Raw genomic sequence first — 13,918 nt, 5'->3', positions numbered from 1 at the left:
TGATGCGCCTTTCGGAATGTATATTGCATTTTCCGAAAGGCGGCGTCAGGCTGGTCTGACGCGATCCGGATAATCGCCAGATAATCGAAGGAATGCCCCATGTCCGACATGACTGACAAACAGGCGCTGAAAACCAAATTGCGCGATACCATGCTGGCCCTTGAGGCCGAAGAGCTGGAAACCGCCGTGGCCCATTACGAGCATTACCTGCACGAGGCGATGACGGACGAGCGTGACAATCCCGATCGCGAAGACATTGCACTGGCGCGCGGCAATGCCGATCTGGCCGCAGCTTTCGATCATCCGGTGCACACCCACCATGCCAAGATCGACGCGATTGAAAACGCCAACTTTTCCGTGACGGATGTAGTGCGTCCGGGTGCTGTTGTGGCGTTCAACAACCGCCATTTCATTGTCGTTGCATCAACCAAACGGTTCGACTGTGACGGGATCACCTATATGGGTATTTCCACCGCCAGTCCGATCTACAAGGCGATGGAGGGTCTGCAGGCGGGCGATACATTCACCCATAACGGTCAAACCTTCACGCTTCAGGATGTGATGTAGGCCCGCCTGCGATCGTTCCGGACCTATTTGACAGATTTACCTGCGATCACGGGCGAAGCCTTTGACGCTCCGGAGTTCGCGGTTGCCAGAACCTTGGGCTTTTCTGCCTTGGGTTTCTTGGCCTCTTTGTTGCCGCGCTTGTTGTTACCTTTGGACATGGTCATTTCCTTTTTGCTGGATCACCGAACGGCTTGTGCCCATCGGGTCGTTGCTCAGGAAGATCAGGGTTGCCTGACAATGGCTGTCAGGGCGATGATTTCGGATGAGGCAGCAGGTTTTTCGACAAACCGGAAACGCCCGGATCATCGAACGCCTGCGCAGGCATAATACCAGTGCCAAAGACGTCTTTCAACGAAGATCGCAAAGGCACAAAAACGCAGGTTCCGGATTGCGCCCGGCCATCAGGCACCGCACAATATGCCATGGCAACGCTTACCCTTGATACGCAATTCGGCCCGCTTGGTCTGGTCGAGGAAGACGGCGCGATTGTTGCGTTGAAATGGACATCGCAAAGCGTCGGCGCACCCTCCGCACTTTTACGCGAAGGAGTAAGCCAGCTGCGCGCTTATGCCGAAGGTCGTCTGACGCGTTTTGATTTGCCGCTAAAGGTGGTTGGATCGGATTTTCAGCAAGCGGTTTGTGCAGCGATTTCAGACATTCCGTTCGGGGATACCAAAACCTACGGTGATATTGCCAAGGCGCTTGGCGCGCCGGCGCAGGCTGTGGGCGGTGCCTGCGGGGGCAATCCGATCCCGGTTATCATCCCGTGCCACCGGGTGATGGGCGCCAAAGGATTGACGGGATTTTCCGGTGCCGGGGGTATAGAAACCAAAGTGGCACTGTTGCGGCACGAAGGGGCGGCAGGATTGTTGATCTGACGATCAGTCGGCCGCGTTTTTTTCCGGAATGATCTGCTGCGCGATGCCTGCAAATGTCAGGTAGACGCTGGTGATGACCAGCCCCCAATGGGCCCAGCTTTCGGGATGGAAATCAACCCAAGCGGCCCATCCTGCAAAAAACGTCCAGGCCAGCGCCATCGGCAGGGTCAGGGTGCGCCACCGTTCCGTGCGCACCGGATGCACGAATTTCAGCGGCAGGAACATCGCGATGGCGAGCGCGGTAACAAGGGCAAGCGACACCCAGAAATTCGGTTCCAGCGCAAAGATAACCAGCACAAGCATGTTCCAGCATCCGGGAAAGCCCGAAAAGGAATTGTCTTTTGTTTTCATGCGGGTGTCTGCGAAATACATGGCGCTGGCAAAGGTGATGACAATAATCGCGAACCAGCCGGTCCAGCCGTCCATCAGCCCGGATTTGAACAGTGCAAAAGCCGGAATGAACACATAGGTCAGATAGTCGATGATCAGGTCCATCAACACGCCGTCAAATTCGGGTGCATATTTCTTGACGTGGTATTTTCGCGCCAGCGGACCATCTATGCCATCTACCGCGAACGAGACGACCAGCCACAGAAACATCAGGTCCCATTTTTCATCGACGGCAGCCAGCATGGCCAACATCGCGAAAACAGCACCGGTGGCGGTAAGAAGGTGCACGGCAAGAGCTTGGCGTTGAGGTGTCATGCCGTCCGTCATGGCGCAAGCGCACCGGATTTGCAAAACGAAAACCGGACCAGACGGGCAATCTCTATCCAGAGGTTGCGCAAGAGGCACGGACAGGTTGCGTGAATGTGGATTGCATAGACCGGACAACAGGGGGGGACCCCATTCAGGCTTTGGGATGCGTCCGGTTATACACCTCCATCAGGCGCGCCGTATCGACCGCCGTATAGGCCTGTGTGGTCGACAGGGATGCGTGCCCCAACAATTCCTGTATCGCGCGCAGATCGCCCCCCGCCGATAACAGATGCGTTGCAAAGCTGTGGCGCAGGGCGTGCGGCGTCGCCGATGCAGGCAGGCCAAGCTGCATGCGCGCGGCCGCCATCGCTTTTTGTATGGCGCGCGGATTAAGCGGGCCGCCGCGCACGCCGCGAAACAGCGGTTGTTTCGGTTCCATCGGGTGGGGACACAGGCGCACATATGTGGATACAGCCTGACGCGCGGCATCGATCACGGGAACGACGCGTTCTTTTCCGCCCTTGCCGACAATGCGCAAGACCTTGGGCAATGGGACCTCTTTGCCGGACAGCCCCAAAGCTTCGGATATGCGTAATCCGCAACCGTAAAGCACAGTCACAACAGCAACGTCCCGCGCAGCGACCCAATCGCTCTGGCTTTGCAGTTCGACAGTGTCGATCATGGCGCGCGCCGCGTCTTCGGCCAGCGGGCGTGGCAGCTTTTTCTGGAATTTGGGCGATCGGGTGGACAATACCGCCGTGGGTTCAAACCCTTCGCGCGTCGCAAGCCAGCGATAAAAGGATTTCACCGCCGACAGCTTGCGCGCAAGGGATCGGGCACCTGTTCCCGTACTGCGCATATACGCCATCCAGGATCGCATATCGGCAACGTCGATTTGTGCCAATGCGCCTAGACCCTGGCTTTGCCCGTGATGTGTGCTCATGAAGGCAATGAATTCGCTGACATCGCCCCGATAGGCCGTGATCGTGTTGTCAGACGCGCCATCAAGCGATTTTTGTGTTTCCAGCCAACGGGCCAGACTGTCCTGTGCAGCGGGTGAAATCAGGGTCAAGACAACCAGCGGCGCATCGCACGCTCGAACACGCCCGCGAAGAATGCCAGCAGATCAGTGCCGTGCTGCGGGGTGAAATGGTGCGGATCTTCCGCCCCCATCACCAGCAACCCGGGCAGACGGCCTTCGCCAAAATCCAGCCTCAGCGCCGCTTCAGAGCGGATCCAGTCTGCCTGCTGCCCATAGATAAAGGGTGATGCATCCTGAACCTGGCGCAATGTGACCTGACGAGAGTTATCGCCACGACCATCGTTCAGGTAGCTTTCGATAAATCCGGGGGCCGCAACATTGAGAACTCCGTCCAGCCGCGCAACAGCGGGGTCAGCTTCGCACTGGACAGATTCCAGAACCAGCTTGATCGCGTCCACCCGCAGAATTTCGGCCACCTCACCGCCCAGATCCCGCAGAAAGGTCTCGAACTCGACCGGATCCAGCAGGCGCAGGATTGCGCGGTGAACCTGATTTGTACCGGCCAGATTTTCATAGGCCGCGGCAATCACGCTGCGGTGGGTGTCTTCCAGCCGGTCCAGCCGCGCTTCCAGCCGTTCCATTGCGATGCCGCGCAAATCAATGATGTTGCCGCCCATCGATTTTTCATTCGCAGCGACCAGGGCCTGCATCACATCCTGATCATCCAGAATTACATCAGGCTGAGACATGATCGTTTTACGCAAAGCATCTTCTATTTTTGGCTGTCCACTCATACCGACCTCTTACCGATTTGTTTGGCTATAACACGACTTACAGGATTTTTTGACCTGTTTTTTCCCAATCTGCCAAAAAGGCGTCAAGGCCGGACTTGGTCAACGGGTGATCCGCCAGCTTTTTGATCACGGCAGGCGGGGCGGTGATGACATCAGCCCCGATCAGCGCGCTTTGCGTAATGTGGTTCACCGTCCGGATCGATGCCGCCAGAATCTCGGTCTCGTAGCCGTAATTGTCATAGATCGTGCGAATGTCCGCGATCAGGTCCATGCCGTCCAGATTGATATCGTCCAGCCGCCCGATAAAGGGGCTGATGAATGTCGCACCAGCCTTGGCCGCCAACAGCGCCTGATTGGCCGAAAAACACAAGGTCACGTTCACCATGTTGCCTTCGCCCGACAATGTCTTGCACGCTTTTAGGCCAGCCCATGTCAGCGGCACCTTGACGGCAATGTTGTCTGCGATCTTGGCCAGCTTGCGGCCCTCGGCAATCATGGCGTCTGCTTCGGTCGCGACGACTTCGGCGCTGACAGGACCATCGACCAGATCACAGATTTCCTTGGTCACTTCCAGGATGTCGCGGCCCGATTTCATGATCAGCGACGGGTTTGTCGTGACGCCATCGACCATGCCCAGATCGTTCAGTTCGGCGATTTCGTTGATTTCGGCGGTGTCGACAAAAAATTTCATGGGCAGCGGTCCTTTGATGGGTTGGCGTTGGCTTGCGATGGCTTTACCTCATGACGTGCGACGCTGAAACCCTGAATTCTTGAACGAGGCCGCGTGACCGATCCGCAATTCTTTGACGAAGGCATGCTGGTGGGGGTGTTGACCGCCCAGCCGCTGGATCGGCTGCTGGATTACAAGGCACCCGAAGGTGGCTGTCAGCGCGGCGCCTTTGTCGAGGTGCCGCTGGGCCCGCGCAAGGTGCTGGGTGTGGTATGGGGGCCGGGCAAGGGCGATTATGATCTTGCAAAAATCCGTTCGGTCATCCGGGTGCTGGATGCCGCCCCGATGCGCGAGGAAATGCGCGAATTTCTGCGCCGCGCGGCCGATTATACGCTGACGCCAATGCCCGCCATGCTGCGGCTTGCCACGCGGGCACCGGGGCTGGGCGATCCGCCGTCGATGCGCAAGGTGTACCGGCGCGGGACCGGTTTGCCCGATCGCGCCACGGCAGCGCGCAGCCGTGTTCTTGACGCGCTTGAGGAATATGGCGGTCTGGCCTTTACGCTGAAGGAACTGGCCGAGGTGGCAGGCGTATCAACATCCGTTATCAAAGGGCTGGCTGTGCAAGGCGTGGTGCGCGAAGAAGACAGCCCGCGCGACATGCCGTTCGCGCGGCTTGACCCCGCCTTGCCCGGAAAGGCGCTGACCCCGGATCAGGCGGCGGGCGCTGCAACGCTGAAACAGGCGGTGCGGGCGGAAACCTACGGCACCACATTGCTGCGCGGCGTCACCGGATCGGGCAAGACCGAGGTTTATCTGGAAGCGGTGGCAGAATGTCTGGCGATGGGGCGGCAGGCGCTGGTGCTGTTGCCCGAAATTGCCCTGACAGCCGAATTTCTGACCCGCGTGCAGGCGCGTTTCGGGGCGCAGCCTGCCGAATGGCATTCCGGCGTCACGATGACGGAACGGCGCCGCACATGGCGCATGATCGGGCAGGGGGGCGCGCAACTTGTCGTTGGTGCGCGCTCGGCCCTGTTTCTGCCGTTTCAGGATCTGGGCCTGATCGTGGTCGATGAAGAACATGATACATCCTACAAGCAGGAAGACGGGGTGCTGTACAATGCGCGCGACATGGCGGTTTTGCGGGCCTCTATTTGCGGCGCGCGCGTGGTGCTGGCCAGCGCCACACCGTCGCTGGAAAGCTGGACAAACGCGCAAGCCGGAAAATACGACAAGCTGGAACTGACGACGCGGTTCGGAGAGGCGGTGATGCCCGACATGCGCGCCATCGACATGCGAACGGAAGCCCTGCCATCCGATCGCTGGATATCACCCAGCTTGCAATCCGCCGTGCAGGACCGTCTGGCAAAGGGCGAACAGGCGCTGCTGTTCATCAACCGGCGTGGCTATGCGCCGATCACCCTGTGCCGTGCGTGCGGCCACCAGATCGGATGTGATCACTGCGATGCGCGCATGGTGGAACACCGCTTTCTGAAACGTCTGGTCTGCCATCAGTGCGGCGAAAGCAAACCGATCCCCGACAAGTGCCCGTCTTGCGATGCAGAAGACCGTCTTGCCCCCGTCGGCCCCGGGGTAGAGCGGCTGGGCGAAGAGGCGGCGGCCTGTTTCCCGGACGCACGCATTGCCACGCTCAGTTCCGATATGTACGGCAGTGCGCGCGCCCTCAAGGCCGAGATCGAGGCGATTGCCGCCGGGCAAGCCGACATCATCATCGGGACGCAACTTGTTGCGAAGGGGCACAATTTTCCACTTCTGACTCTGGTGGGCGTGATTGATGCCGATCTGGGGCTTCAGGGGTCCGATCTGCGCGCCGCCGAACGCACGTTTCAGCTGATGCGGCAGGTCGCGGGGCGATCCGGGCGTGCAGACAAACCGGGCACGGCGCTTTTGCAGACCTACCAGCCGGACCATCCGGTGATCCGCGCGATTCTGGCGGGTGATGAAACAGGGTTCTGGACGGCCGAAGCAGCGGAACGTGCGCAGGCCGGTGTGCCGCCATTCGGGCGCATGGCGGGCATCATCCTGTCATCGTCGGATGTGGCGCAGGTCTTTGATCTGGGCAATGACATGGCCCGGCGCGATGCGCCCCTGCGCCGGATCGGGGCGCAGGTGTTCGGGCCGGCGCCCGCCCCGATTGCGCGTATCCGCGGGCGTCACCGCGTACGCCTGCTTGTCAAGGCAGACAAGGGCGCGCCGTTGCAACAGGCGGTCAGCGAATGGATCGGCCAGTTCCGCCTTAAGGGCGATCTGCGCCTTGCCGTCGATATCGACCCTCAGAGCTTCTATTAAGTTATTTATATCAGGCGGTTGCCAGATGCTTCTGATCAATCAGGTAATCTGTCGCCATCGCGCCGATCCACATGCAGAACAGGGCCAGCCATGCTGTCGCGACAAAGATCGATCCGCCGGTAACACCTGCACCGATGGCACAGCCTCCGGCCAGCATACCGCCAAAGCCCATCAGCGCCGCACCGATCATCGCCTTGCGCATCACCAGCGCGTTGTCAAAGGCCTGCCAGCGCAACTCGCGCGTCAGCGCGGCTGATATCAATGCGCCGATAAAAACGCCTGGCACCAGGCCGATGTCGAATTCCAGCACGGCATTGCGATCCAGAAAATACATTAACGTATGGGCTGAAGGGCCTGTAAATGTGGCACTTTCGATCTGCACAGGTTCAAAGGCCACCTGCGACAGCCCGAATGTCAGAACCCACCCCACGGCAACGGCAAACCCGACGCCCGAGGCAAACACAAGCCTGCCAAACCCGATCCTGTTACGGCGCGAGATTTCCAGCGCCAGAACCGCCAGTGCGATGCCCATGACCAGACCCATGTAATCCGGCATACCGCTGGTCGACAGCAGATCAACATTTCGCCCGCCCGGCGTAACCCATAGCCCCGCCAGATATTCCCGCGCCGGTGTCAGCCATCCGCCAAGGCTCATCTGGGCGATCACCGCAAAGATCAGGCCAGAGACGATCGAACGCATGTTGCCGGTGGCGGCCAGCACCAGCAACCGCCCCGAACAGCCACGCGCCAGCACCATTCCGATGCCGAACATCAGTCCGCCGATAATCGCGCCTGACCAGCTTCCGGCGACAGCCATCATGCGGGCGTCCTCGGCGCGCATCAGGCCCGTCAGGCTGGCACCCTGAACCCAGACCAGAGCGGTTGAAAACGTCAGCAACCACACTGCAACAGCAGGCCCCATGGACCCGCGGGCAAATTCGACCGTTGCCGCGCGCAGGCAAAACCGCGACCGGTGCGCGGCGATGCCGAATGTCAGCCCCGTGATCATTCCGAACAACGCCGCTGTCGGCGCCTCTCCAATCCGTTCCACCAGTGCAATCAGGTCCATATCCGGCCTCGTTTTCCGCATAAGCTTTCTTGAATGTGTACACCACAGTGCGCCCCTGCCACTTTGATGCAGATCAGATGTGCGATTTTGCCCCTCGTCAGCGCGACCGGATCGGCCTAATAGACATGCATGGCCCGCATTGTACCCCTTGCCGATGCTCGCGCATTGCCGCTCTGGCGTCGTCCGACGACACTGCTGTTTCTGATGGCGGCGGCGATGCCGATTGCCTTTGCAACATGGTCGGCACTGCTGAACAATTTCGTGATCGAGGTTGCCGATTTTGACGGCTCGGACATCGGATTGTTGCATACCGTGCGCGAAATTCCGGGGTTTCTGGCGGTCGGGGTGATCGCGATCATCATTTTTATGCGCGAACAGGTGCTTGGCCTTGTGTCATTGATCCTGCTGGGTGCGGCCACAGCGATCACAGCGTGGTTCCCTTCTCTGGGCGGTATCCTGACCATCACGATGCTGTCCTCGATCGGGTTTCACTATTACGAAACGGTCAACCAGTCGCTGCAACTGCAATGGCTGCCAAAAGACCGCGCGCCACAGGTGCTGGGCTGGCTGGTGGCGGCAGGGTCTGCGGCCACGTTGTTTTCCTACGGTCTGATCGTGTTGCTTTGGGAGCCGCTGGGGCTGACCTATAACATCGTGTACATGCTGTCGGGCGGGTTGACGGCGGCAATCGCGCTGTTCTGTTTGCTGGCCTATCCACAGTTCGAGGCGCCGAACCCCCAGATCAAACGGCTGATCCTGCGCAAACGCTACTGGCTTTATTACGCGTTGCAATTCATGTCGGGCGCGCGGCGCCAGATTTTTGTGGTGTTCGCCGGTTTCATGATGGTCGAAAAATTCGGCTTTGCCGTCCACGAGGTGACGGCGCTTTATCTGATCAATCTGCTGGCCAACATGGTATTTGGCCCGTTCATGGGCAAGGCCGTGGCCGTCTTTGGGGAACGCAACACGCTGTGCTTTGAATATGTCGGTCTGATTATCGTTTTTCTGGCTTATGGCGGCATCTATTTCTTTGGCTGGGGCGTTCTTCTGGCGGCGACGCTCTACGTGGTCGACCATCTATTTTTTGCGCTGGCGCTGGCGCTGAAGACCTATTTCCAGAAAATCGCCGATCCGGGCGATATTGCACCTACCGCCGCCGTGGCCTTTACCATCAATCATATCGCGGCGGTGTTTCTGCCGGTGGGCTTGGGGCTTTTGTGGCTGTTGTCGCCGGGGGCGGTGTTTGCGCTGGCGGCGGGTATGGCGGGTGTTTCGCTGATCCTTGCGATGATGATCCCGCGCCACCCCGAACCGGGTAACGAAACGATCTTTTCCCGGTACGTACCGGCTGCGGCCGAATAAAACATGGCTCAGGGCCGGTTCCTGACCGGGTCCACGATGGGCCATGTGTCGCGGATGACGGCCACTGGTGCACTTGGCATCACGTTTGTCTTTCTGGTCGATGCCGCCAATCTGTTCTGGATTTCCCAACTGGGCGATGCGCGTCTGGTGGCGGCGATCGGGTTTGCCTTTGCGATCCAGTTCTTTTCGGTGTCATCGGGCGTTGGGCTGATGATTGCGGCCACGGCACTGGTGTCGCGTTCGATCGGACGGGGCGAACAGGCCGAAGCGCGCCGGCAGGCGGGCAGTGCAGCGGCGTTCGGGTTTGTCATGCAGGCGCTTCTGGCGGGCGTGGTGATCTATTTCCGCTACGACATCCTGGAACTGGCCGGCGCCACCGGAGAGACGCTGGATCTGGCCGCGCGGTATCTGGCGATGACGCTGCCATCGCTGACCTTCATGGTGATCGGGCTGGTGGCCAGCGGCGTGTTGCGGGCCGAAGGGGACGGGCGTCGCGCGATGTATGTCACATTCTGGTCCGGCACCGTTTCCATCTTTGTTGATCCCTTGCTGATCATCGGACTGGGTTTGGGGCTGGACGGGGCCGCGATCGGGCTGAACATATCGCGGATCGTGCTGGTGACGGCGGCGCTGTTGTTTGCGACACGGGTGCATGATCTGATCGCATGGCCCGATATGCACGACATGTGGCGCCACCTGCGCCCGTTCGTGGCCATTGCCGCGCCCGCAATCCTGACCCAGATGGCAACGCCGTTCGGCAATTACGTTCTGACCTCTGTCCTGTCGCAATTCGGGGACGATGCCGTGGCAGGCTGGGCCGTCGTCAGCCGTCTGACAGTGGTGGCGTTTGGCGGGATATTCGCGCTGGCCGGGGCCATCGGCGGTATTTTCGGGCAGAATTTCGGCGCGGGTCACTATGACAGGCTTGGCACGATTTTCCGCGATGCGATGGTGTTTTGTGTCCTTTATACGCTGGCGGTCTGGTCAGTTCTGGTTCTAAGCGGGCCATTGATCGGTGCGGCGTTCGGCCTTGCGCCGAATGGTCTGGCGGTGCTACGGGCGTTCACCCATATCGGCGCGGGCGCTTTTGTCTTCACCGGCGCGTTCTTTGTTGCCAATGCGGCATTCAACACCTTGGGCAAACCCGCCCGCGCTACCCTTCTGACATGGGTGCGTGATGGTGTGCTGACCCTACCGGCCGCGATTTGGATGGCCGGTATCTTCGGGGCGACCGGCGTTATCTATGCGCAGGCCGTTCTGGCTGTTCTGGTTGGTTTGCTTGCCGCCCTGTGGGGCTGGCACTTTGTCCGGAATATCGGTACTGCACCCCCCGAGCTTGATCTTGAAACCCGCCGCGGATGGCGGGATATCAACCGCTTCCGGAGACGCTGATGCCCACCTATACGGCTTTGACCACACTGACAGGGAAATCACAGGCCGAGGGGCTGGGTGAAGCGATGGAACGGCTGGTGCCTGAACCCACCGGCATCGGCGTGTTCGAGGTCGAAGACGGTTCGGGTTTGTGGGAAGTCGGCGGTTACTTCACGGATAAGCCGGATGAAAGCGCACTTGCCCTGATGGCGGCAGCGTTTGATGCGAAGCCTTTTGTCGTGTCCGAATTGCCGGAAACCGATTGGGTCGCTCATGTACGACGGGAACTGAAACCCGTGGTGGCGGGGCGGTTTTTTGTCTACGGTAGTCACGATGCCGATCAGGTGCCAACCGACCCCGATGTCGAACCGTTGCTGATCGAGGCGGCGATGGCCTTTGGGACGGGGCACCACGGAACGACTTTGGGGTGCCTACGGGCGCTGGACCTGCTGGCGCAGAACGGGTTTGTCGGAAAATCTGTTGTCGATATTGGCTGCGGCACGGCGGTTCTGGCCATGGCGGCTGCACGTATCTGGCCCGATGATGTGCTGGCCAGCGATATCGATCAGGTGGCGGTGGATGTGGCCATGGCAAATCTGCGCGCGAACGGGCTGGAAGGCCGGGTGCGCTGTGTCGAGGCCGCCGGCTTTGATCACCCCGATATCGCCGCACGCGTGCCGTTTGATCTGATCTTTGCCAATATCCTGAAAGGGCCGCTGGTTGCGCTGGCGCCTGATATGAATAGATACGCCGCGCCAGGTGCTTATGCGATTCTGTCCGGTATTCTGAACGAACAGGCCGACGAAGTGATTTCTGTTTATTCACGCAACGGCTTCAATCTGGTGTCACGGGACGAGATTGTTGAATGGACAACGCTCACTTTGCGGAAAAACACCGACTAGTGCCTTGATTTGACCGCATTTCAACGATTTGCCCCTTTTTTGCCACAATTACAGATTATGCATAATCCGTAAGTTGAGGTTTGATTGTTCGAGGGTTTTCATGGTTGACGCACATGTTGAATTTAACAAGCGCTTGCGAAAGATCGGTCGCAAGCATCAGGCTATGGAGCGCGGTTATACAACCAAGCTGCGGTCTGATGGTCTTATTGTTGCGCAACCTGTCCGGCCCCGGATACAGGTGCCAATCAAAGGCATCGCCCTTTTGCTGATCGCGTTCTTCGGTTTCAAGGGGTTCTTGCTGGCGACGCTTGGGCCAACCACCTATGATGATCGACTGGCCAACCTGCGTGAGGGCACTTTTGTCGAAAAAGTCGGCGCCTGGGCCATGCAGGCGGATGGTGCCACCAAATTCATCGCAGGGCATCTGGGACCGATCCTGCGATAACGCGTTACGCGTTTCAGCCCCTGCAAGATTGTAGACCTTAGAAAATGGAAAAGCCGCGTGTCTTGATCAGACAACGCGGCTTTGAATTTTTTCAGCCGGATACTGGCTGGGACGTTTTCAGATGCGGGCTTGCGAATTTGCAACTACATCAATGTCGCCACGGACCAGACCGATATCGTCCAGTTCACGATCCGACAATTGTGCCAGAGAGTTGCGGGTTACGCGGGCATCGTTCCATGTGGCAATCATGCCCAGAACGGTGGAGACTGCGGAACCGATGCGAGCTGCAAAGCCGGCGGAGCCGTATGTGGTGCGGGTTGTGTCAAAAGCGGCCATTTCTCGTTTCCTTCTATCAAAGTGTTCGCTGTTGTTTTTGTTCGTCTGAGGGGCATGTAGGGGGGGCTATTGTTTTCGGCAAGCTGTGTTTCTGCATGTGCGATATGCAATGGCTGCATGGCTCAGAATGTGGCCTAAACCGCCGTAATCTTTACAAAAATTAACCTAAGTTGGCGTCGTTTTTGTGCTTTGGAATGGCGAATCTGGCCGCTTGGGTCGCGCGCGCTCGCGCAAATGTCGTTTTTGGCCAGTGGCGCGAAACGCTTGGCGTTTGTTCGCCTTTCGTGCTAGTGCATCAAAAAAGCAACAAATTGACCGAAGCAGGGGGCAGACATGCGGGTGATTGGGATTGATCCCGGACTCCGAAATCTTGGATGGGGCATCATTTCCGTTCAGGGCAGCCGGCTGAGCCATGTCGCAAACGGTGTCTGCCGGTCGGATGGAACGGATCTGGCGCAAAGATTGCTGTCGCTGCACACACAGCTTTCTCTTGTGATCGCGCAATACGCCCCGGACACGGCGGCGGTGGAACAGACATTCGTGAACAAGGACGGTGCAGCGACCCTGAAACTGGGGCAGGCGCGCGGCATCGCCATGCTTGTTCCTGCGCAGGCCGGTTTGCCTGTCGGCGAATATGCCCCCAACACCGTCAAGAAAACCGTTGTCGGGGTAGGGCACGCGGCCAAAAATCAGGTGGATCACATGGTGCGGATGCAATTGCCCGGGGTCGAGATCGCCAATGCCGATGCCGCCGATGCGCTGGCGATTGCGATTTGCCATGCCCACCACGCAAAATCAGCCGGCGTTCTGGCTGCCGCGATAGTCAAGGCCAGCGCATGATCGGTAAACTGACTGGCCGCATCGAATACCGCGCATCCGATCACCTGCTGATTGATGTACGCGGCGTCGGATATCTTGTGTTCTGTTCGGATCGCACCCTGGCAGGTTTGCCCGCCACGGGCGAGGCGGTTTCGCTTTATACTGATCTGGTCGTGCGAGAAGACCTGATGCAACTGTTCGGATTTCCCACATTGGTGGAAAAGGAATGGCACCGTTTGTTGATGTCGGTACAGGGGGTCGGGGCCAAGGCTTCGCTGGCGATTTTGGGAACGTTGGGGCCTGACGGCGTCGGCCGCGCGATTGCGCTGGGGGATTGGAATGCGGTCAAGGCGGCCAAGGGCATCGGGCCAAAGATCGCGCAACGCATCGTTCTTGATCTGAAAGACAAGGCCCCCGGCGTCATGGCGATGGGCGGCACCATGGCCGCCGCGCAGGGCACCCAACCCGCCCAGCCCGAGGATGAGGTGATCGAAGCGGCTCCCGTTGCGGCCCCTGCATCGCAAGGGTCGTCCTCTGCACAGGCCGAAGCGCTGTCGGCGCTGTCCAATCTTGGTTATGCCCCGAGCGAGGCGGCGGGCGCGGTGGCGCAAGCCGCCGGACAAAGCCCCGAGGCACAAACACCTGATCTGATCCGTGCCGCATTGAAACTGCTGGCACCAAAGGGCTAGGGTGAATGGAGTGCACACGCCCCCT

General features: G+C 59.3%; 16 protein-coding genes. 9 read left to right on the top strand and 7 right to left on the bottom strand.

Going from position 1 to position 13,918, the window contains the following annotated elements:
* Positions 1–99: 99 nt before the first annotated feature.
* Positions 100–567, top strand: coding sequence for a hypothetical protein (locus C1J05_RS15580; RefSeq protein ID WP_254684622.1), 468 nt, complete (start codon positions 100–102; stop codon positions 565–567).
* Between the two features lie 23 nt (positions 568–590).
* On the opposite strand, the gene C1J05_RS22025 is transcribed toward C1J05_RS15580, so the two are convergent.
* Complete coding sequence (locus C1J05_RS22025) at positions 591–725, bottom strand: hypothetical protein (RefSeq protein ID WP_302622779.1); 135 nt, start codon at positions 723–725, stop codon at positions 591–593.
* 264 nt (positions 726–989) lie between these two features.
* Between C1J05_RS22025 and C1J05_RS15570 the strand changes: the two genes are divergently transcribed.
* Positions 990–1,445 carry a methylated-DNA--[protein]-cysteine S-methyltransferase gene (locus tag C1J05_RS15570; protein WP_114871055.1) on the top strand — a complete coding sequence of 152 codons (456 nt, stop codon included), beginning with the start codon at positions 990–992 and terminating at the stop codon, positions 1,443–1,445.
* A gap of 3 nt (positions 1,446–1,448) precedes the next feature.
* Here the strand turns inward: C1J05_RS15570 and C1J05_RS15565 are convergent, their stop codons facing one another.
* From C1J05_RS15565 to fsa, 4 genes are all read right to left on the bottom strand, one after another.
* Positions 1,449–2,150, bottom strand: a complete 702-nt coding sequence (locus C1J05_RS15565; protein ID WP_114872362.1) for a CDP-alcohol phosphatidyltransferase family protein — start codon at positions 2,148–2,150, stop codon at positions 1,449–1,451.
* A 145-nt stretch (positions 2,151–2,295) separates the two neighbouring features.
* Positions 2,296–3,216 carry a tyrosine recombinase XerC gene (locus tag C1J05_RS15560; RefSeq protein WP_114871054.1) on the bottom strand — a complete coding sequence of 307 codons (921 nt, stop codon included), beginning with the start codon at positions 3,214–3,216 and terminating at the stop codon, positions 2,296–2,298.
* Entirely contained in the window at positions 3,213–3,920 is a 708-nt protein-coding gene (locus tag C1J05_RS15555) for a DUF484 family protein (RefSeq protein WP_114871053.1), read from the bottom strand. Before C1J05_RS15555 ends, C1J05_RS15560 begins: the two co-directional genes overlap by 4 nt.
* Positions 3,921–3,957: 37 nt before the next feature.
* Positions 3,958–4,611 (bottom strand): fructose-6-phosphate aldolase, encoded by a 654-nt coding sequence (fsa, locus tag C1J05_RS15550; RefSeq protein WP_114871052.1) that lies wholly within the window; start codon positions 4,609–4,611, stop codon positions 3,958–3,960.
* Positions 4,612–4,734: 123 nt separating this feature from the next.
* Between fsa and C1J05_RS15545 the strand changes: the two genes are divergently transcribed.
* Positions 4,735–6,900, top strand: coding sequence for a primosomal protein N' (locus C1J05_RS15545; protein WP_114872361.1), 2,166 nt, complete (start codon positions 4,735–4,737; stop codon positions 6,898–6,900).
* 10 nt (positions 6,901–6,910) lie between these two features.
* Here the strand turns inward: C1J05_RS15545 and C1J05_RS15540 are convergent, their stop codons facing one another.
* Positions 6,911–7,969, bottom strand: a complete 1,059-nt coding sequence (locus C1J05_RS15540) for a YeeE/YedE family protein (RefSeq protein ID WP_114871051.1) — start codon at positions 7,967–7,969, stop codon at positions 6,911–6,913.
* 129 nt (positions 7,970–8,098) lie between these two features.
* Here C1J05_RS15540 and C1J05_RS15535 point away from each other — a divergent pair, with 129 nt between their 5' ends.
* From C1J05_RS15535 to C1J05_RS15520, 4 genes are all read left to right on the top strand, one after another.
* The gene (locus C1J05_RS15535) at positions 8,099–9,331 is read left to right on the top strand and encodes an MFS transporter (RefSeq protein WP_114871050.1); all 1,233 of its coding nucleotides are present in this window, start codon (positions 8,099–8,101) and stop codon (positions 9,329–9,331) included.
* A 3-nt stretch (positions 9,332–9,334) separates the two neighbouring features.
* A complete protein-coding gene (locus C1J05_RS15530) occupies positions 9,335–10,723 on the top strand; it encodes an MATE family efflux transporter (RefSeq protein ID WP_254684621.1) in 1,389 nt (462 codons plus the stop codon).
* Complete coding sequence (locus C1J05_RS15525) at positions 10,723–11,604, top strand: 50S ribosomal protein L11 methyltransferase (RefSeq protein WP_114872359.1); 882 nt, start codon at positions 10,723–10,725, stop codon at positions 11,602–11,604. The genes C1J05_RS15530 and C1J05_RS15525 overlap by 1 nt, the downstream gene beginning before the upstream one ends.
* 163 nt (positions 11,605–11,767) lie before the next feature.
* Positions 11,768–12,049: a hypothetical protein gene (locus C1J05_RS15520; protein ID WP_254684620.1), complete on the top strand. Its 282-nt coding sequence runs from the start codon at positions 11,768–11,770 to the stop codon at positions 12,047–12,049.
* Between the two features lie 117 nt (positions 12,050–12,166).
* Here C1J05_RS15520 and C1J05_RS15515 read toward each other — a convergent pair whose 3' ends face one another.
* Complete coding sequence (locus C1J05_RS15515) at positions 12,167–12,385, bottom strand: DUF1127 domain-containing protein (protein ID WP_114871048.1); 219 nt, start codon at positions 12,383–12,385, stop codon at positions 12,167–12,169.
* Between the two features lie 333 nt (positions 12,386–12,718).
* Between C1J05_RS15515 and ruvC the strand changes: the two genes are divergently transcribed.
* Together ruvC and ruvA are read left to right on the top strand one after the other, a co-directional pair.
* A complete protein-coding gene (gene ruvC / locus C1J05_RS15510; RefSeq protein ID WP_114871047.1) occupies positions 12,719–13,225 on the top strand; it encodes a crossover junction endodeoxyribonuclease RuvC in 507 nt (168 codons plus the stop codon).
* On the top strand, positions 13,222–13,893 hold the full coding sequence (gene ruvA, locus C1J05_RS15505) for a Holliday junction branch migration protein RuvA (RefSeq protein ID WP_114871046.1): 672 nt from the start codon (positions 13,222–13,224) through the stop codon (positions 13,891–13,893). The genes ruvC and ruvA overlap by 4 nt, the downstream gene beginning before the upstream one ends.
* The last annotated feature ends 25 nt before the right edge of the window (positions 13,894–13,918 follow it).

The organism is Sulfitobacter sp. JL08, assembly GCF_003352045.1.
Taxonomy (GTDB): domain Bacteria; phylum Pseudomonadota; class Alphaproteobacteria; order Rhodobacterales; family Rhodobacteraceae; genus JL08.
Note: the sequence above shows the minus strand (reverse complement) of the source record. Positions and strands in the feature narration are given on the sequence as shown.